The 18,472-nt window shown below is 72.4% G+C and carries 18 protein-coding genes; 1 reads left to right on the top strand and 17 read right to left on the bottom strand.

Annotation, left to right across the window (positions count from 1 at the left end; all coding sequences use genetic code 11):
- Positions 1–94: 94 nt before the first annotated feature.
- The 7 genes from H4W81_RS10540 to H4W81_RS10510 are packed head-to-tail and all read right to left on the bottom strand — an operon-like array spanning position 95 to position 7,685.
- On the bottom strand, positions 95–1,123 hold the full coding sequence (locus H4W81_RS10540; RefSeq protein ID WP_192774638.1) for a 2-hydroxyacid dehydrogenase: 1,029 nt from the start codon (positions 1,121–1,123) through the stop codon (positions 95–97).
- Positions 1,120–1,725 carry a histidine phosphatase family protein gene (locus tag H4W81_RS10535; RefSeq protein WP_192774637.1) on the bottom strand — a complete coding sequence of 202 codons (606 nt, stop codon included), beginning with the start codon at positions 1,723–1,725 and terminating at the stop codon, positions 1,120–1,122. Before H4W81_RS10535 ends, H4W81_RS10540 begins: the two co-directional genes overlap by 4 nt.
- Positions 1,725–3,185 carry an FGGY family carbohydrate kinase gene (locus tag H4W81_RS10530; protein WP_318781646.1) on the bottom strand — a complete coding sequence of 487 codons (1,461 nt, stop codon included), beginning with the start codon at positions 3,183–3,185 and terminating at the stop codon, positions 1,725–1,727. Before H4W81_RS10530 ends, H4W81_RS10535 begins: the two co-directional genes overlap by 1 nt.
- Positions 3,182–4,609, bottom strand: a complete 1,428-nt coding sequence (locus H4W81_RS10525) for an FGGY-family carbohydrate kinase (protein WP_192774636.1) — start codon at positions 4,607–4,609, stop codon at positions 3,182–3,184. The genes H4W81_RS10530 and H4W81_RS10525 overlap by 4 nt, the downstream gene beginning before the upstream one ends.
- A gap of 11 nt (positions 4,610–4,620) precedes the next feature.
- Complete coding sequence (locus tag H4W81_RS10520) at positions 4,621–5,859, bottom strand: sugar ABC transporter permease (protein ID WP_192774635.1); 1,239 nt, start codon at positions 5,857–5,859, stop codon at positions 4,621–4,623.
- Complete coding sequence (locus tag H4W81_RS10515; RefSeq protein ID WP_192774634.1) at positions 5,856–6,623, bottom strand: ATP-binding cassette domain-containing protein; 768 nt, start codon at positions 6,621–6,623, stop codon at positions 5,856–5,858. Before H4W81_RS10515 ends, H4W81_RS10520 begins: the two co-directional genes overlap by 4 nt.
- Positions 6,624–7,685: a substrate-binding domain-containing protein gene (locus H4W81_RS10510; RefSeq protein WP_192774633.1), complete on the bottom strand. Its 1,062-nt coding sequence runs from the start codon at positions 7,683–7,685 to the stop codon at positions 6,624–6,626.
- 201 nt (positions 7,686–7,886) lie between these two features.
- Between H4W81_RS10510 and H4W81_RS10505 the strand changes: the two genes are divergently transcribed.
- Entirely contained in the window at positions 7,887–8,672 is a 786-nt protein-coding gene (locus tag H4W81_RS10505; RefSeq protein WP_318781645.1) for a DeoR/GlpR family DNA-binding transcription regulator, read from the top strand.
- 30 nt (positions 8,673–8,702) lie between these two features.
- Here the strand turns inward: H4W81_RS10505 and H4W81_RS10500 are convergent, their stop codons facing one another.
- The 10 genes from H4W81_RS10500 to H4W81_RS10455 all read right to left on the bottom strand — a co-directional run bounded on the left by H4W81_RS10500 (position 8,703) and on the right by H4W81_RS10455 (position 18,471).
- A complete protein-coding gene (locus H4W81_RS10500; RefSeq protein ID WP_192774632.1) occupies positions 8,703–9,140 on the bottom strand; it encodes a hypothetical protein in 438 nt (145 codons plus the stop codon).
- Positions 9,141–9,197: 57 nt separating this feature from the next.
- A complete protein-coding gene (locus tag H4W81_RS10495) occupies positions 9,198–10,949 on the bottom strand; it encodes an alpha/beta hydrolase (RefSeq protein ID WP_192774631.1) in 1,752 nt (583 codons plus the stop codon).
- A gap of 241 nt (positions 10,950–11,190) precedes the next feature.
- Positions 11,191–11,574 (bottom strand): hypothetical protein, encoded by a 384-nt coding sequence (locus tag H4W81_RS10490; RefSeq protein ID WP_192774630.1) that lies wholly within the window; start codon positions 11,572–11,574, stop codon positions 11,191–11,193.
- Positions 11,575–11,577: 3 nt separating this feature from the next.
- Positions 11,578–12,420 carry an alpha/beta hydrolase family protein gene (locus H4W81_RS10485; protein WP_225958539.1) on the bottom strand — a complete coding sequence of 281 codons (843 nt, stop codon included), beginning with the start codon at positions 12,418–12,420 and terminating at the stop codon, positions 11,578–11,580.
- Positions 12,402–13,835, bottom strand: coding sequence for an amidase (locus tag H4W81_RS10480; protein ID WP_318781644.1), 1,434 nt, complete (start codon positions 13,833–13,835; stop codon positions 12,402–12,404). The genes H4W81_RS10485 and H4W81_RS10480 overlap by 19 nt, the downstream gene beginning before the upstream one ends.
- Complete coding sequence (locus H4W81_RS10475; protein ID WP_192774629.1) at positions 13,832–14,899, bottom strand: C45 family autoproteolytic acyltransferase/hydrolase; 1,068 nt, start codon at positions 14,897–14,899, stop codon at positions 13,832–13,834. The genes H4W81_RS10480 and H4W81_RS10475 overlap by 4 nt, the downstream gene beginning before the upstream one ends.
- Positions 14,896–15,693 carry an ABC transporter ATP-binding protein gene (locus tag H4W81_RS10470; protein WP_192774628.1) on the bottom strand — a complete coding sequence of 266 codons (798 nt, stop codon included), beginning with the start codon at positions 15,691–15,693 and terminating at the stop codon, positions 14,896–14,898. The genes H4W81_RS10475 and H4W81_RS10470 overlap by 4 nt, the downstream gene beginning before the upstream one ends.
- Positions 15,690–16,676 carry an ABC transporter ATP-binding protein gene (locus H4W81_RS10465; protein WP_192774627.1) on the bottom strand — a complete coding sequence of 329 codons (987 nt, stop codon included), beginning with the start codon at positions 16,674–16,676 and terminating at the stop codon, positions 15,690–15,692. The genes H4W81_RS10470 and H4W81_RS10465 overlap by 4 nt, the downstream gene beginning before the upstream one ends.
- Complete coding sequence (locus H4W81_RS10460) at positions 16,673–17,533, bottom strand: ABC transporter permease (protein ID WP_192774626.1); 861 nt, start codon at positions 17,531–17,533, stop codon at positions 16,673–16,675. Before H4W81_RS10460 ends, H4W81_RS10465 begins: the two co-directional genes overlap by 4 nt.
- Positions 17,530–18,471 carry an ABC transporter permease gene (locus H4W81_RS10455; protein ID WP_192774625.1) on the bottom strand — a complete coding sequence of 314 codons (942 nt, stop codon included), beginning with the start codon at positions 18,469–18,471 and terminating at the stop codon, positions 17,530–17,532. Before H4W81_RS10455 ends, H4W81_RS10460 begins: the two co-directional genes overlap by 4 nt.
- Between the last annotated feature and the right edge of the window lies 1 nt (position 18,472).

The raw sequence follows: 18,472 nt of genomic DNA, 5'->3' as shown, positions 1-18,472 counted from the left end.
TCCTCTCTCCCGGTGCAAGATTGTTTGCCGCTCCTCCATCTAACATGACAAGCAAGTGCGTGCCTAGAGTAAATGTCTGGTGCGAAATCTCCCGTTAACGGAGCCGGAATACCTCCGGGTTGGCGCAGTGCGCGAGCGGCTCTCCGCGCAGGTAGCGGCCCACCTCGGCGGCCACGATGCGGGCCGCGTTGCCCGCCGTCTCCTTGCTGGCCCCCGCCAGGTGCGGAGTCATGACCACGTTGGGCGCGGTGCGCAGGCGCGAGTCCTTCGGCAGCGGCTCCTCGGGGAAGACGTCGAACGCCGCGGCGAACAGCCGTCCCGACTCCAGCGCGTCGCACACCGCCTCGTAGTCGACCAGGCTGCCGCGGGCGCAGTTGACCAGCACCGAACCCCTCGGCATCGCGGCCAGGCGGTCGGCGTCGATCAGGCCGGCGGTCTCGGGGGTGGCCCTCGCGTGCAACGACACCACGAGCGACCTCGACAGCAGCTCCTCCAGCGACGACACCCGCTCGGCCAGGCCGTCCTCCTCCGCGTAGGGGTCGAAGACGAGCACCTTGGCGCCGAACCCGCCCAGCATCCTGGCCACCTTGCGGCCGATGGCGCCGTAGCCGACCAGGCCGACCGTGGCGCCCTCCAGCTCGGGGCCGACGCTGTCATAGGTGTAGTAGTCGCCTCGCCAGACGCCCGCGACGAGCTCGCCGTGGGTGGCGGGGACGCGCCGGATCGCCGCGAGGATCATGCCCATCGTGTGCTCGGCGGTGGCGGTGGCGTTGCGGCCAGGGGCGTAGCAGACGGCGACGCCGTGCCTGGTGGCCGCCTCCAGGTTGGCGTTGACGGGGCCGCCTCTGCCCACGCAGAACAGCCGCAGGCCGGGCGAGGCGGCGAGCACCCGCTCGGTGAGCGGCGCCATCTGGGTGACGCAGATCTCCACCCCACGCAGCGCCTCGATCAGATCCTCCTCGGTGCCCGACGCCTCGCGTACCTCGGCGACGGGGCCGAACGGCTCGACCGGCCACGGCAGGGTCAGCTCGGACAGCTCCAGATCGCCGACGCCCTGGAGCGCTTCGGCGAACAGGCGGTTGAGGACGAAGTGGTCGCCTGCGGCGAGGACACGGGTGGTCATGAGAGGGCTCCGTTGTACTGAAGGAGGGCGGTGCGGCCGTCGCGGACATCGATCTCGGTCAGCGCCCCGTTGCTCAGGAAGGGGAACAGCCGCCGGTACTCCCGCAGCGGCACCCCGATGAGCCCGCACAGGGCGAGCCTGATGATCGTGGTGTGCGCGACCACCAGCACGCGGCCGTCCGGATGCTCGGCGGCGATGTCGTACAGGCACTCGGTGAAGCGCTGGGCGGCCTTGGCGGGATCCTCGCCGCCCGGCAGGTGGTGCGTGACGGGGTCGTCGGTGAAGGCCGCGCGCGCCTGCGGAAAGCGCTCGCTCATCTCTGCGGCCGTGAGGCCCTCGGCCTCGCCGAAGGCCAGCTCGCGCAGCCGCTCGTCGATCCGCAGCGGGACGCCGACCGCCTTGGCGCACGGCTCGGCGGTGATCCTGGCGCGGGACAGCGTGGAGGCCCACACCGCCGACAGCCCCGCGCCCGCGGCCCATTCGGCGAGCCTGGCGGCCTGCCGTACGCCCAGCGGGGTCAGCGCGATGTCGCTGATCCCCGCGTAGCGGTTCTCGGCGTGCCACACCGACTCTCCATGACGGACCAGGACCAGGCGGGTCATCAAGGTGTCCTTTCGTGTGCGTGCGCGGCGACCTCGGCGGGCAGCCACTGCCTGCGCGCCAGCTCGTCGACCAGGCGCAGGTAGGCGTCGTCGAAGCGGTCGGCGGAGCCCGGGCGAGGGTCGATCGTGTCGCCGACGCGGACCATCTCCGCGGCCACGTCGGCGACCCTGCGCCCCGGCGAGGCGGCCAGCACCGCCATGCCGAGCGCGGGTTCGGCGTTCTCCGGCAGCGTCACCTGGCGGCCGAGCACGTCGGCGCGCAGCTGGGTCCAGTACGCGCTGCGGGTCGCGCCGCCCGTCATGGTGAGGGCGCCGTCCACGGGCGCGCCGAGCAGGTCCAGGTAGTCGAAGCAGAGCCGTTCGACGAAGGCGACGCCTTGCAGCAGTGCGGCGAAGTGCTCGGCCTCGTCGGCCACCTCGCCCAGCAGGAAGCCTCTGGCCTGCGGCGCGACGAAGGGGAAGCGCTCGCCCGCCGAGACGAGCGGGTAGGCGAGCGGCCGCGCGGGTTCGCGCCCGGCGGCCACGGCGGTCAGCTCGTCGAGGTCGCGGCCGGGGAAGTCGCGGGCGATCGCGCCCGAGCCGGTGCTCGAGGCGCCGCCGGGCAGCCAGCCGCCGTCGGGCGCCCGGTGCGAGTAGACCGCGCCGAGCGGGTCGCGGACCAGGTCGCGGGTCACCCCCTTGATCACCAGCGTGGTGCCGAGCACCGAGTTCCAGCTGCCGGGGGTGAGCGCGCCCGCGCCGAGCTGGGCGGCGCAGCCGTCGGTGGCGCCCGCGATGACGGGGGTGCCCTCGGGCAGGCGGGTGAGCTCGGCGGCGGCCGCGCAGACCGTGCCGATGACCGTGCCCGAGCGGACCAGTTCGGGCAGCGTCTCGCCCGGCACGCCGAGCGTGGCCAGCACGTCCGACGGCCAGTCCTCCTCGATCAGGTGGGCGCCGGTCTTGAGCGCGCTGCTGAGGTCGGTGGGGACCTCGTGGCCGACCAGGCGGCGGTTGACGAAGTCGCTCTGGTGCAGCAGCCTGACGCCGCTGCGGCCGTACTCACCGAGCAGCCAGAGCAGCTTCGGCAGTGCCCACGCGGCCTGCATGCGGCGGTAGCCGAGCTCGGCCCAGACCCGGCCGCCCACCTCGTTGATCCGCTCCACCTGGGCGGCGGCGCGGGTGTCGTCGTACATCAGGCCTGGCGTGAGCGGGCGGCCCCGCGGGTCGGCGAGCAGGACGGTGCCCGAGGTGGCGTCCACGGCCACGCCGCTCACCTCGGCGCCGGGCACCTCGGCGAGCGCCTCGGCGCAGACCAGGGCGGTGGCGCGCCACCACTGCTCGGGGTCCTGCTCGTGCCGCTCGCCGTCGCGGTGGCTGGTCAGCTTGCGGGTGCCCATGCCCGCGACCGTGCCGTCGCCGGTGACGGCCAGCGCCCTGACGCTCTGCGTGCCGAGATCGAGCCCGACCCAGACGCCGCTCACCGGCCGCTCCTGACGCTCTCCCTGACGCGCACGAACCGGTCGAAGAGCTCGTCGTACGGCCCGGTTGCCGGTTCGAGCGCCTGCCGTACCCGGGGTTCGGGCACCTTGGCCAGCGCGCCCGTGGTGAGGCCGCCCAGGACGTAGGCGCCTCTCGCGCCCGCCTCGGCGTCGGCCGTCCGCAGCACGGGCAGCCCGGTGACGTCGGCGATGAGCCGGGTCCACACCACGCTGGCCGCGCCGCCACCGCAGACGCGCAGCTCGGTGGGCCTGACGTGGGAGGCGGTGAGGCAGTCTCTGATGACCATGCTGAGGCCCTCCATGACGGCGCGGGCCAGGTGCTCGCGGCGGTGCTCGAAGGAGAGGCCGACGAACGCGCCTCTCGCGGAGGGGTCGAGGAAGGGGGCCCGCTCCCCCGCGGGTGACAGGTACGGCAGGAACACCAGCCCGTCCGCGCCCGGTGGCGCGTGCGTGGCCAGCTCGCCGAGGTCGGCCGGGTGGCGCAGGCCGAGCATCTCGCAGGCCCAGCCGATCACCTCGCCGCCCGCCAGCGTGGGGAAGGCCCGCAGGTGGAGCCCGGGCAGCCCGAGAGCGACGGTCAGGCCAGAGGCCCGCTCGCCCAGCTCCACCCGGTCGGTGACGATCTCCGTGCACAGCGTCGTGCCGAGGATCGTGCACGCCTGGCCGGGCGTGACCGCACCGACACCGATAGCGGTCGAGGCGATGTCATAGGAGGACAGGACGACGGGGGTGCCCAGGGGAAGGCCGAGTCCTTCGGCGGTCAGGGGCGCGGCCCTGCCGTCCTCGCCGAGCTGCTCGGGCAGCAGGCGCAGGGCCCACTCCAGGCCGTAGAGGGCCAGCAGCTCGGCGGAGTGGCGGCCGGTGGCGAGGTCGGTGAACGGCGCCGAGGCGTCGGAGCTGTCCGTCGCGATCCGGCCCGTGAGCCTGGAGAAGAGCCAGCCCCCGCAGGTCAGCGCGGCCGCGGACCGCTCGAGCCGCTCGGGGTCGTGGACGCGCAGCCAGGCCAGGACGGCGTTGGGCAGTCCGGGGAAGGTCAGCGAGCCGTTGCGGCGAAAGGCCCGCTCCAGCACCCCCGCCTCCGTCCAGTCCGCGACGAAGGCGGCGGCGCGGGCGTCGTTCCAGAGGACGGCGGGCCCCGTCGGCGCGCCGTCCGGGCCGACCAGCCAGCAGCCGTCGCCCTGCGCCGTGACCGCGACGTAGTCGACGGGCACGGCCATCTCCTCGACCACCTCACGCACGCAGGAGGCGACCGCCGCCCACACCGCGTCCATGTCCTGCTCGGCCCAGCCGGGGCGGGGCCTGGCCACGGTGGTGGCCCTGCGCGCCACCACCGCCTCCTCTCCCTCCTCGTCGTAGCCGACCGCCTTGATCATCGTGGTGCCCGCGTCGACGCAGACGACAGCCATCGCTTCGCTCCCTAGGCCCTGCCGTGGGAGACCCGCGACCTGCGGGCCACCGAGTCCACGGCCACCGCCAGCAGCAGGACGGCGCCGGTGACCATGAAGCGGAAGGACGAGTCGAGGTTGAGCAGCGTCAGCCCGCTGGAGATGGACTGGATCACCACGATGCCCAGCAGCGCGGCGAAGGCCGTACCCCTGCCGCCGAACAGGCTGGTGCCGCCGATGACGGCGGCCGCGATGGCGTTGAGGTTGACGTCGCCGCCGCCGCTGCTCTGGTTGACCGCCGCGAGCCTTGCCGCGGCCAGCACGCCGCCGACGGCGGCGAGCGTGGTGCACAGCACGAACGCCGAGGTGTAGACGGCCCTGACGTTGATGCCGGCGCGCCTGGCCGCCTCGGCGTTGCCGCCGACCGCGTAGATCGACTTGCCGAACTTGGTACGGCCGAGCACGTAGTGCATGACCAGCACCAGCGCGAGGAACAGGACGAACATCCAGCCCACGCCACGCGTCTGGTTGAGGTACCAGACGACCACGCCGAGGCCGAGGAGCACCAGGACGCTCCTCGCGACCAGCAGCTGGGTGGAGACCGCCGACAGCGACGCCTGCCTGCGCCGCCTGGCGTGGGCGTATCCGCTGGCGAACAGCCCGGCGGCGGCCACCACGACGAACACGTACGACAGCCAGGCCGGCACGAACGCCAGCTGCGCGAAACCGACCAGGCCGGAGTCGAAGGGCAGGTTGATCGAGCCCTTGGCGCCGAGCACCCACAGCTGCACGCCGAGCAGGCCCAGCAGGCCCGCCATGGTGATGACGAAGCTCGGTACGCCGAACCTGTTGAAGATCTGCCCGTAGACCCAGCCGATCGCGCAGCCGATCACGATCGCGGCCAGGATCGCCAGCCACACGGGCAGCCGCCTGTCCACGAAGAAGACCGCCATGACCGCGGAGGTCAGGCCGCTGACCGAGCCGACCGACAGGTCGATCTGGCCGACGAGCAGCACGACCACCACGCCCAGCGCGATGATGCCGACGGGGGCGCACTCCAGCGTGAGGTTCACCAGGTTGACGCTGGACAGGAAGATCGGATTGAGCGCCTGGAACACCGACCAGATGACGATCAGCCCGATGACGACGGGCAATACGCCCAGGTCGCCGCCGCGGACGCGGTCGAGCAGGCCCTCGGCGGCGCCGCGCAGGCCCTGCCTGCCGATCAGCCGCTCGTCCCGCAGGTCCGTCGGAGTCTCGAGATCGGTCATTGCCGGAGCCTTTCCTGCGATTGCGCGCGGCGGGTCACCACGTTGTCGGTGGCACCGGTGATCGCCGCGATGATGTCCTCCTGGGACACCTCGCCGACGGCGAAGGTCCCGTTGTTACGGCCGAGCCGCAGCACCGCCACCTTGTCGGCGACGGCCTTCACGTCGGCCATGTTGTGGCTGATCATGATCACGCCGAGGCCCCGGTCGCGCAGCCGTTCGATCAGGTTGAGCACCTCGGCCGTCTGCGCGACGCCCAGCGCGGCCGTCGGCTCGTCGAGGATGACCACCTTGGGGTCGGCCAGCAGTGACCTGGCGATCGCCACGGTCTGCCGCTGGCCGCCCGAGAGCGAGGCGACGGGGGTGCGGACCGAGGGGATCTTCGCCGAGAGCTGGCGCAGCAACTCCCACGAGCGGACCTCCATCGCCACGTCGTCCAGGCGCAGCGCGCGCAGCTCCTGGCCGAGGAAGAGGTTCTCGATCACGTTGAGGTTCTCGCACAGCGCCAGGTCCTGGAAGACCGTGGCGATGCCGAGCCGGTGGGCGTCGGCGGGCACGGAGATGTGCGCCTGCTCCCCCTCGAAGGTGATCGTCCCGGAGTCCGCGGCGTGGACGCCCGAAAGGATCTTGACCAGCGTGGACTTGCCCGCGCCGTTGTCGCCGACGATCGCGACGACCTCACCGGCCTCGACGTCGAGGTCGATGCCGGTGAGCGCGGCGACGGCGCCGAAGGTCTTGGTGATGCCGCTCAGGGACAGGATGGGCATCTACTTGATCCCGAGCTTGTCGCAGGCGGCCTTGTAGGCGGGGGTGCACACCTCCGCGACCTTGAGCGCGCCGCCGGGGCCGAGCAGTTCCTTCGCCACGTTCTCCTTGGTCACCACGGTCGGGGTGAACAGCTCCGAGGGGGTGTCGAAGAGCGTGGTCTTGCCCGCCGGCTTCTTGCCCTGGGCGAACTCGTTCGCGACCACCGCGGCCGCCTCGGCCACGATCTTGATCGGCTTGGAGATCGTGTTGTACTGGTCGCCGTTGATGACGCGCTGGACCGCGGCCAGCTCGGCGTCATTGCCGCTGACCGGCGGGACGGGGGTGTCGGCGGCCTTGAACGCGGCGATCGAGCCGCCGGCGGTGCCGTCGTTGGCGGCCACCACACCGGCGATCTGGCCGGGGAACTGGGCGATCTGCCCGCTGACCCACTCCTGCGCCTTGTTCGGCTGCCATCCGGGGGTGTCGTACTCGGCCAGCAGCTTCAGGCCGCTGGGGTCGACCGCGCTGTGGATGCCCTTCTTGATCAGCTGGGCGGCGGCGTCGGTGGGCGAGCCGTTCACCACCAGCAGGCCGCCGTCTCCGCCCTTCTTCTTCACCTCGTCCACGAGGGACTGGGCGATGAGCGAGCCGATCTTCTCGTTGTCGAAGGAGACGTAGTAGTCGGCCTTGGCGGCCGGGATCGGCCGGTCATAGGCGATGATCGGGACCTTCTGCGCCTGCGCCGACTGGACGATCGTCGCCGCGGCCGCGGAGTCGACCGGGTCGATCACGATCGCCTTGACGCCCTGGGCCAGGGCCGAGTTGGCCTGCTGCTGCTGCTTGGCGGCGTCGGCGCCCGCGTTCTGGTACAGCACCTCGCAGGTGGGGCAGAGCTCCTTCATCTTCGCCTTGAACAGCGGCGCGTCGTAGAGCTCGTAGCGGGTGGAGGCGATGTCGGGCATGAGGAAGGCGATCTTCGCACCTTGGGCGGCGGTCTCGCCCTGCCCTGCCGACGTGGTGGTGGACGAACAGGCGGTCGCCGCCGCCAGCGCGACGGCGACCGCGAAGGTGACCCTCTTCATGACTGCTCCTTGGCTCATCGACGCGAGGTTCGCAGGGTGGTCGGGGGTGTGGTGTCGTGTTGCGTTTGTGTGAGGAACACAACACCCAGCAGGCCAAATATGTCAAGAGTCTGATAACTCCAACAGGTTGATGTGTGAGAACTTCCTGCTTAGTCTCGTGTTATCTTTAGCGCCGACTTCACACTGATCAGGAGGCGACTCGTGGCAGACGGCGACCCCGCGCTCGGCCCAAGGGAACGCCGCGACCAGATCCGCCAGCTCGTCGCGAGCGAGGGATTCGTGCGCATGGAGCAGCTCGCCGAGGCCCATGGCGTGAGTCTGATGACCATCCACCGCGACCTCGACGTCCTGCAGAGCGAGGGGTGGCTGCGCAAGGTGCGCGGCGGCGCCACCGCCCAGCCGTCCGCGCTCTATCACGGCGACGTGCGTCATCGCGTGCAGGCGATGTCAGAGGCCAAACGCCTGCTCGCGGAGGAGGCGGTGACGCTGGTCGAGCCGGGCGCGTCCGTCATGATCGACGAGAGCACGACCGGCCTGGCCGTCGCGGGGCTGCTGCCGGCCCGAGGCCCGGTGACCGTGATCTCCAACTTCCTCGCGGTGGTGAACCTGCTGGCGGGCGAGGCCACCATCGACCTCATCGCCCTGGGCGGGGCCTACTACCCCGCCTACGACGCCTTTCTCGGCATGCGCACCACGGAGGCGATCAGGTCGCTGCACGCGGACGTGCTGTTCATGTCGACCACCGCGGTGACCAACGGGCACTGCTACCACCAGTCGCAGGAGACGGTGGCGGTGAAGCGGGCGCTGATGGAGTCGGCGGGGCGCAAGGTGCTACTGATCGACCACACGAAGTTCAGCAAGCGGGGGCTGCATCAGCTGGCGCCGCTCACGGCCTTCGACCTGGTGATCGTGGACGACGGCGCCGCCGAATCCGACCTCGCGCCCCTCCGCGCAGCCGGCGTCCCGCTGAGAGTGGCCTCAGGCTGACCCTGCCTCTTCCTTCCGCCGTGGGAGGGATCAGGTTCGTGCGCCGCTAGCCGTGCCGATGGTGTCATCTGGCCACACGCAGGGAGAGGTGGCCGCGAGGTAGAGGTCGTCGCCCGCAGACCACGTGAGCGCGAGGACGAACCCGTCGGGACGCGACTCACCACCGATGCTCGGATGACCCACCTGCCACCCTCCTGTGGACGTGATGACGTGTCCCTGGCGTTCCCAGAAGGCGCGGACCTGCCGCGCGATGCTCATGTTCTCGCTTTTGGGCAGGTCCCGAAGCCAGTAGGCGCGGTTGATCACGATCTGGCTCTCCGACTTTCCACCATCCAGACATGCGCTGAACGGGACTGAGGAAGCGACGAGTTCCAGCCGCGGCTTGGGAGTGAGAGCTGCGGCGGTGTCGTGGACGAGCCGGTCAACACGAGCAAGGGCTTGGGCCTGAGTCAAAGGGGGTTCGCTCATTGTGCACCCCGAAAGGAAGAGAACAAGGACTGCGAGAAAGGCTCGGGGCACGGCGATTCACCTGTTCGGTTTGAGAGCCAGGTCAGGGGCAAGTTCGGGCATCAGCACCTGAGGCTGCTCATTGAGAGGCTCAGGGTGGTCGAGTTCGTCCTTCTGGCGGTTGATGATGCGGCCCATGTTCCGCAAGGGCACAGAATCCGGGTTCCAGTAGCTGCTGTGGGCTTTGGTGTAGACGTCTCGTCCGACAGGGAAGTGTTGGGCGCCGAAGGAAGCGTTGCCGGGGTCGGTGCCAAAGCGGCCAAGCGCGGCGACTGGGTCGTTGCCCGCCTCCCCCACCCAGACGTTCTCGGGCCTGACGCCGAGTTGCGAGGCGTGATCGACGCCTACGCCCGGGCTGCCGACGAAGATGAAGTCGTCAGCCAGCCTCCCCGGGCGAAGGACGGCGGCGTGGCTGGTGGTGAGGGAGCCGTAGCTGTGGCCGACGATCACGGCACGCGCCCTGCCAGAAGGGCTGTGGGAGGCGCGCAACCCGTCTGCGAAGGATGCGAGCGCCGCGCCTCCCTTGGCTGCGGCGCTCTCGAAAGCCACCGACTTCCCAGGGTCGAAGATGCCGGGGTCGATCTGGGGAGCGTCGTAGCCGAGCCACGTGATCGAGGCGATGACCTGTTCCCCACTCGTCTTCGTGGCCTGTTGCCAGAGGGCGCGGGAGCGTTGGAGGTCGCCGTGGGCGGCGTCGAGGCCGGAGGTGAGGCCGGAGACGGAGGTGACGGTGATGTCGGCGGTGTCGGGGTCGCCCCAGGAGACGATCAGACGTCCCTGTCCGGTCACGTCGAAGGCCAGCAGCAGCGGTGTCGGATGGCCGGCCACCGGCCGGAGTTCCCTCTCGATGCGTTCGATGCGGCGCAGGCCGTTGGCGATGCGTTCCCAGCCGCCGAGCAGGGCGGGGTTGTCGAGTTCGGCGGTGGCCGCTGCCAGTTCGCGCTTCAGTCTGGCCTTCTCGGTGGCCAGCCACAGCCGGTTGGATCGGTCGCGGACGCTCGCGGGCAGGCCGTTGAGCAGGCCGAGCCCTGCCAGGCGGATCAGCCGGTCCTGCTGGTCGGGTGGCAGGGCCCGCCACCAGGCGTGGACGCCGGCGGCCAGGCCGGGGTCCCGCGCCTGGTCCTGGAGGGCGAGGAGCGAGGTGATCGCCGCGCCGTCGCCGCCGGCGACGCGGGCCAGCAGGGTCCGGGCGGCCGAGGGGTCGCCGGCATGGGCCGCGAACAGGTCGTAGGCGGCGAGACCGGCGGGCAGCGCGGTGCCGGGGACGGTCTGCTGGATGCGGGTCAGGCGGCGGCGCAGGTCCGCGCTCTGCGCGGTGGCCCAGTCGGCGATCTGGCCGAGGGTGTGGCCGGGGTTGGCGGGCAGGCCGTGGGCGGAGAGCTCGGCCGCCAGGCGGGTGGCCGCCGGGGGGAGGGTGTGGCCGGCGTGGTCGAGGGCGGAGATCAGCGCCGCCATGGCCTGGGGGTCGATGCCCTGGAAGGTGGCGGGCGTCGCGCTCATGGAGGTCACCGAGGTGGTCAGGGCGGGGAGCGCGGGAGCGGGGCCGCCGTGCCGTATGACCAGGTGGGCCAGGGAGGTGAGGGCGCCGGTCAGGGCGGTCTGCAGGGTGGCGCGGTGGCGGGCGAGCGCGCCGGCGAAGGCGGGGGCGCCGCCGCCGACCCAGGCGTGCGACCGCATGAGGCGGGTCGCGCCGTCGAGGCCGGTGTGGTGTTCGGCGGCGAGCGCCGCCACTCGCCCGAACGCTTCGAGGGCCGCCGTGTGATCCGCCATGACGTGGTCCAGGATGGCAGGGCCGCGGGCCGCCGCTCAGGTGATCGTCGACTCACCCGCATTGCTGGGGAAATGCGGGTGAGCATGGCTTTCATCCAGGCCCGATACTGCTCGTGACCCGATGGAAGAAGCCGCCTGGCGACTGGCCGGCATCCCGCCCTCACGAACGGAGACCAACCTCGGCGCCACGCTGACCGAGCGGCCCGGCGGCGACCGCACCGATGACGAGGGCCATCCGGACTCAGGTCAGCAGGACGCTCCCTGCCAGGGTGAGGTAGCCGGCCGAGAGGCCGACGAAGGTGAGGTTGTCCGTCCATCTCATGGCGGGGTGGTCGGCGAGGTCGGGCCGGACGGCCGCGGGGAAGAACGACAGGGGCGCGAGCCACGAGAAGACCGTGATGAGCACCAGGGCGGGCAGCGGTGGATCGGGCACGGCCGCCCCGATCGCGATCAGCATGGTGCCCATCATGAGCAGCTCGATGTGCCCCTGACGGATCCGGCGCGGGTCGCGCAGCCCTCTGCGGATGCGCTCGGCGCGTGGCGTGCGGGTGATGTAGACCATGAACCAGCCGGTCAGCACCCCGATGGTCAGCTCGACGACGCCTGTCTTGACGAGGAACGGCATGGGTCAGTCCTTCACTCGGCCGAAGAAGTCACGCACGGTGTCGAGCACCGCGAAACCGTTGTGGGCGGCGCCCGGCACCACGTCGAGCCGTACCGGGACGCCCGCCTGCTCGAAGCTGCGGCGCAGGCTCTCCAGGCGGTCGAGCCTGGTGGCGCCCGCCGCGTCCGCGCCCTCGACCCACAGCGCGTCCTTCTCCGTCACGGTGATCTCCCAGGTGTCGGTGTCCTCGTCGCCGATGATCATCTGTACGGCGACGCCGCGCATGGCGCCGAGGTCGAGCTCGGCGCCGAGCCGTTGGCCGAAGTCGCCGATCCCGGCCCACCACGGCCAGCGCGGGTCGAGCAGGGTGACCAGTCCGGGCGCGCCGATGGACACCGCGCTCAGCCGTCCGGGATGCAGGTACAGGAAGCGGTGGGCGAACTGCCCGCCGCCGGAGAAGCCGTGCAGCTTCATCCGCGGCCCCGACAGGCGGTACTTCGCGGCGACCTCGTCCACCATCGACAGCAGGATCCGGTCGAACCTGATGCCCCCGTAGTCGATGAATTTGTAGTCGTGCAGCTCGCCGGGCTCGCCGATGCCCGCGGGGAAGAGCGGCGCCAGGGCGATGCAGTCGTGCTCGTCGCAGTAGGCGGCGAAGCGGTCGCGGTACTCGCCCGCGGTCCTGTCGGTGCCGTGCACCAGGACGACGAGGTCGTAGCGCTTGGCGCCGCGCTCGTCGTAGTCCTCCGGCACGTACAGGCAGTAGGAGAAGCGCTGGTCGGCCTGGCAGGCGAAGAACGGCGTGCGCCCGAGGTCGTAGTAGGTGAGGTCGATGCCGTGCCGGCGGGTCATGTCGCGGGCCGCCACTTGTCGTCGGCGTACCAGGGCAGGGCCGCGGTCACGGCCGCGCCGACCTCGAAGACGGTGTGGTCGTCGTACGGCCTGCCGACCACCTGCACGCCCGTCGGTACGCCGGAGGCGGACCGGCCCGAGGGGACGCTCAGCACCGGGCACCGGCTCGCGAGGTTGAACGGGACGGTGAGCGGCGCCTCGAGGTTGTGGTCGAGGGTGACGCCGGCCACGACCAGCGGCGTCTCGACGTGGTCCTCTCCCGCGAGGAGGGCGGGTGTGCCCGAGGTGGGGCAGAGGAGCGCGTCGAAGCGCTCGAAGACGGCGGCCAGGTCCGCGTGGACCCGCGCCTCGATCTTCAGCGCGCCGTAGAAACCGAGCTCGGCGTGGGCCTTGAGGCTCCGGTCCATGAAGTCGCGGGCGTAGCGGGTGAGGCCGTCGCCGTGTACGGCCACCGCCTCGGCGAGGATCGGCCCGAAGATCGCGCCGTAGTGCGCCCACGCCGCCCGCATGATCTCGGCGCGGCTCCACGGCAGCTCGATCTCCGCCACGGTCGCGCCCGCCGCCACGAGAGCGTCCGCGGCCCGCCGGGTGGCCGTGGCGACGTCCTCCTCGATCGGATAGTCGCCGAGCGTGAGGCACAGCGCCACGCGCCGTCCGGCCAGGGAGCCGGAGTAGGGCGGAAGGGGCGGCGGCGCGGGCAGCGACACGGGGTCGCGCGGGTCCTGTCCCGCGATCACGTTCTGGAGCAGCGCGCAGTCGGCGACCGTCCGCGCCATGGGCCCGTCGTGGCAGTAGTGGTCCAGGTTGTACGGCGGCAGCGCGGGCACGCGCCCGTAGGGCGGCTTGTACCCGACGACGCCGTTGAACGAGGCCGGGATCCTGATCGAGCCGCCGATGTCGGAGCCGGTGGCCAGCAGCGCCGTACCGGCGGCCAGCGCAGCGCCCGAGCCGCCGGACGAGCCGCCGGAGGAGTAGCCGAGGTTCCACGGGTTGCGGGTCACCCCCCACAGGTCGCTGTGGGTGAAGCCGCCCGCGCAGAACTCGGGCGTGGTGGTACGGGCGTGGACGATCCCTCCCGCGGCGGTGATCCGGTCGACGATCGGATGCGTCACGTCGGCGATGTTGTCCGCCAGCAGCAGCGAACCGTCGCGCAGCGGTCGCCCGGCGATCGGCTGCTCCTCCTTCAGCGCGACCGGCAGCCCCTCCAGAGGCCTGGCGGTGCCGTCCAGGTAGCGGCGCTCGGCCTCGCGCGCCTGCTCCATGGCCTGCTCGAAGCTCTGCTCGGCGAAGGCGTTGACGTCCTTCTCGGTGCGTTCGGCGCGCTCGATCACGGCGGTCAGCAGCTCGACGGGCGACAGCTCGCGGGCGGCGAACCTGGCCACCGCCTCGGTCGCCGACAGATATACCAGCTCGTTCACGGGGTCGTTCACCCGGTCTCCTCGAGGTCGTAGCCGGCGTACCCGCCGCTGTCGGGCGCGCCCGCGCAGACGTGCAGCCTGCGGGCGCGGATCTCGGCGATCGTCGAGACCACGGTCGCGATGTCCAGGTCGGGCGCGTCGGCGGCGTGGTGGCACAGCGCGTCGGGCGCGCCGTCCCTGTCGGCCAGGATCGCCGCCACCTCGACGGGGCCTGCGTCGTTCCCCGCCTTGGCGAGCAGCTCGCCGAGGCGGGCCAGCCTGGCGCGCGAGTTGCGCAGCCACTCCGGTGGCGCGTTCTCGAAGGTGGCGAGTTCGCTGAGGAAGTGGTTCGTGTGCGTCAGGACGCCGCCTGCCGGTTCGAGGCGTCGGACGGCGGACGGTGTCGTCTCGAGGTCGAGCGCCCCTTCGTCGTCGGCGACGAGCAGGTTGCGCGGGCCCGAGCGAGGCACGGCGGCGACGGCGTCGGCCGCGCGGTGCCTGTCGGTCTCGGCGAGCGCGATGCGGGTCAGCAGGTAGCGGGGCACGCCGACGCCCCACTGCCCTGCGCGCAGGAAGTTGCCGAACACCGCGACGCCCGCCGCGTTCATCCCGTGGTGGCCGAGCTGGCCGGCGGGCGTCACGGTGATCAGCGCAGGCCCGCGCGCGGGCCACCGCCTGAGCACCAGGAACAGGTTCCCGTAGGCGGGCGGCAGGTCGGCGTTCTGGGCGGCGAGCGGCCCGCCGGGCCTGGCGGGATCGACCAGGGCGAGCGAGCTGCACTCGGGCGCGGCGGTGCCCCAGCCGGTCAGCTCTGCTCGAAGTTGCAGGATCCAGCCGTCGGCGGCGGTCATGCCCGCGCCTTCGCCGACGCCGTCCACCTCCGCCGCCAGCTCGGGCGCGACGGCCCGCGTGGCGGCCCGTACGGCGAGCGCGTGCCGCCTGGCGTCGTCGAGCGCCATGCCGCGGGCGGCCAGCCCGGAGGCGATCAGCTCGTGGTGGCGCCGCACGAGCGCGCGCGCCGCCTCGCCGTACGCGTGGCCTGCCGGTCGTCCATCGCCATGGACGTCGATCTCGATCAGCCGGACGGGGTCGTTCACCCGCCCACCTCCTTCGTGACAGGGCGACGGCGGGCGCGCAGCGACGGCACCGCCGAGACGAGCTCCCGCGTGTAGGCATGGCGGGGATCGTCGTAGATCTGTTGGGTGGGACCGAGCTCGACCAGCTCGCCGTGGCGCATGACGCCGATCCGGTCGGCGATCAGCCGGACGACGGCCAGGTCGTGGGAGATGAACACGCAGCCGAAGCCGGTCGCCTCCCGCAGCCCGGCCAGCAGGTCGAGGATCTGCGCCTGCGTCGAGACGTCGAGCGCCGAGACCGGCTCGTCGCAGACGAGCACGCGCGGCCCGCACGCGATCGCGCGGGCGATCGCGATGCGCTGGCGCTGCCCGCCGGAGAACTCCCTGGGCAGCCGCCGGGCGTGCTCGGGCCGCAGGCCCACCTGTGCCAGCAGCTCGGCGACGCGTTCCGCGCAGCCCGCGGCGTCCAGTCCGGTGTGCAGCAGCAGCGGCTCGGCGATGCTGTCGCCGATCCGCATGGCGGGGTTGAGGGAGCCGAGGGGGTCCTGGAAGACCATCTGCAGGTCCTTGCGGCGGGCGCGCAGCGCGCGCCCGCGCAGGGCCGCCAGGTCGTCGCCCTCCAGCAGCACCCGGCCCCGGTCGGGCCTGACCAGCCCGACCAGCATCCGGGCCGTGGTCGACTTGCCCGAGCCGCTCTCCCCGACGATGGCGAGCGTCTCGCCGGCCCGTACGGCGAAGGACACCTCGTGCACGGCGGGCCGTGCCGTCGCGCGGCCGAACCGCTTCACGAGGCCGCGCGCCTCCAGCACGCTCATCGGCTCACCCCCGTCAGGGTCAGCTCGCCGCTCCTGGCGCACCGGACCCGCCGCGACGACCTCGTCGGCGGCTGCTCGGCGAGCGGGGAGTCGCACGGATCCGCGCGGGTGTGCGGGCAGCGCGGGCTGAACGCGCAGCCCTCGGGCAGCGACCCCGGCAGCGGCACCGTGCCGGACAGCGCCTGGGGCCTGCGGCCGTGCATGGCGTTCTCGGGGGCGGCGGCCAGGAGCGCGGCCGTGTAGGGGTGCAGGGGCCGGTCGAAGACCTCTCCGACGGGGCCCTCCTCCACGAGCCTGCCCGCGTACATCACGGCCAGGCGGTGGCAGGTGCCCGCCACGACGCCGAGGTCGTGGGTGACCAGCAGGACGGCCATGCCGAGCTCGTCCTGCATGCCCACGAGGAGGTCGAGGATCTGCGCCTGGATCGTCACGTCGAGGGCGGTCGTCGGCTCGTCGGCGATGAGCACGTCGGGCTCGCAGGCCAGCGCCATGGCGATCATGGCCCGCTGCCGCATCCCGCCGCTGAAGGTGTGCGGGTGCTCGCGGGCCCGCCGCCGCGCGTCGTCGATGCCGACGGCGTCGAGCAGCTCGACCGCGCGCCGTGCGGCCGGAGCGCGGCCGAGCCCGAGGTGGCGCCTGAGCACCTCGGCCACCTGCGCGCCGACCGGCAGCGCGGGGTTGAGGCTGGCCATGGGGTCCTGGAACACCATGGCGATCCTGCGGCCGCGCAGGTCGGCCAGCGTCCTGTCGGCGGCGCCGACGAGCTCGGTCCCGCCGAGCCGTACCGAGCCCGCCGTGATGCGCACCCCGCGCGGGAGCAGGCCGAGCAGGGCCAGGGCGGTCATCGACTTCCCCGAGCCCGACTCCCCCACCAGCCCGAACGCCTCGCCGGGGCCCAGCGTGAAGGACACGTCCTGGACCAGCGGGACCAGCCGTCCGCCCGCTCTGGCGGAGATGGACAGCCCTGCGACCTCGAGGGTCATGACGGCTCCCGTTCCCTGTGGGCCAGCGCGTCGCGCAGGCCGTCGCCGATCGTGTTGAAGGCCAGGACCGCCACGAGGATGACCAGCCCGGGGAGGATCACCAGGAGCGGGGCCTGTTCGAGGTAGCGCACCGCCCGCTTCAGCATCGAGCCCCAGCTCGCCTCGGGCGGCTGCACGCCGAGACCGAGGAAGCTGAGGCTCGCCTCGGCGAGGATGGCGTAGCCGAACGTCAGGAAGACTTTGACGATCACCGGCGTGCCGACGTTCGGCAGGATGTGCCGCAGCACGATCCTGGGCACCGAGCAGCCCGTCGTGATCGCGGCCTGGACGTAGGTCCGTCCCCGCACCGTGATCGTCGCCCCGCGCGTCACCCGGTAGAAGCCCGGCGCGTAGACCAGGCCCACCGCCAGCATCGCGTTGGTGAGGCTGGGCCCGAGCGCGGTGGCGATGGCGATGGCCAGCACCAGCCCGGGGATCGACAGGGCGGCGTCGGCGAAGCGGGAGACGACCAGGTCGAAGCCGCGCCCGAGGTAGCCGGCCAGCAGGCCCAGCGGCACCCCGCCGGCCACCGCCACCGACACCGCGAGCAGCGCGGCGCCGAGCGAGACGCGGGTGCCGTGCAGCAGCCTGCTGAGCACGTCGCGGCCCGACTCGTCGGTGCCGAGCCAGTGGGCCGCGCCCGGACCCTCCAGCCGGCGCATCAGATCCTGGTCGACCGGGTCGTACGGCGCGACCAGCGGCGCCGCCAGCGCGGCGAGCACCAGGAAGGCGAGGACGGCGAGAGCGAGCACGACGTCGGGGCGGCGGACCAGCCGCCGTCCCACGTGCTCCCCCGGCGACAGCGTGATGGCGCTCACGCGACCTCCCCCGGGGTGAGCCAGCGGTAGGCGAGGTCGACCGCGAGGTTGGCGGCCACCACGACGACCGTGCCGGCCAGCACGATGCCCTGCAGCACGGGCAGGTCCTGGCGGGTGACGGTCGTCTCGGCGAGGGTGCCGAGACCCGGCAGGCCGAACACCGCCTCCACGACGACCGCGCCGCCGAGCAGTTGCCCGGTCTCCAGCCCGATCACGGTCACGTACGGCACCGCGGCGTTGCGGATCGCGTGCCTGCCCACGATGGCGGGTGGCAGCAGCCCCTTGGCCCTGGCCGTGCGGATGTAGTCGGTGTCGAGGACGTCGGCCAGCGCGGCCCGCAGCTGGCGGGTCGGCTCGACGGCCGCCGCCACGCCCAGCGTCAGCGCGGGCAGCGCGAGATGCGCGGCGTAGGCGGCGAAGCCGTCGCCGAGCGGACGGTACCCGGTGGCGGGGAAGAGCGGAAAGGTGATCGCGAAGGCCAGGATCAGCATGAGCCCGAGCCAGAAGGACGGCGTGGCGACCGCGAGCGCCGTACCCGACGAGATGACCCGGTCCAGCCGGCCGCCCTGCCGCAGCGCCGCGAGGACGCCGAGCGGCAGCGAGATCGCCACGGCGACCGCCATGGCGGCCAGCGCGAGCGAGAGCGTCACCGGCAGCCGCTCGGCGAGGATCTCGGTGACCGGCTGGGAGTTGTACAGCGACGTGCCGAGGTCCCCGCGCAGCACGGCCGCGGCCCATTCGAGGTAGCGGACCGCCATCGGCCGGTCGAGGCCCAGCTCGGCGCGGACGGCGGCGATCTCCTCGCGGGTGGCGTGCTCGCCGGCCAGGTGGATGGCGGGATCGCCGGGGACCAGCAGGGCCAGGCCGAAGGTGATCACCGACACGAGGGCCAGCACCACCGCCGCGCCCGCGAGGCGCTTGGCCAAGTAGACGATCATG

The organism is Nonomuraea africana (genome assembly GCF_014873535.1).
Classification (GTDB): Bacteria; Actinomycetota; Actinomycetes; order Streptosporangiales; family Streptosporangiaceae; genus Nonomuraea; species Nonomuraea africana.
This window is presented reverse-complemented; position numbering and strand designations above follow the sequence as displayed.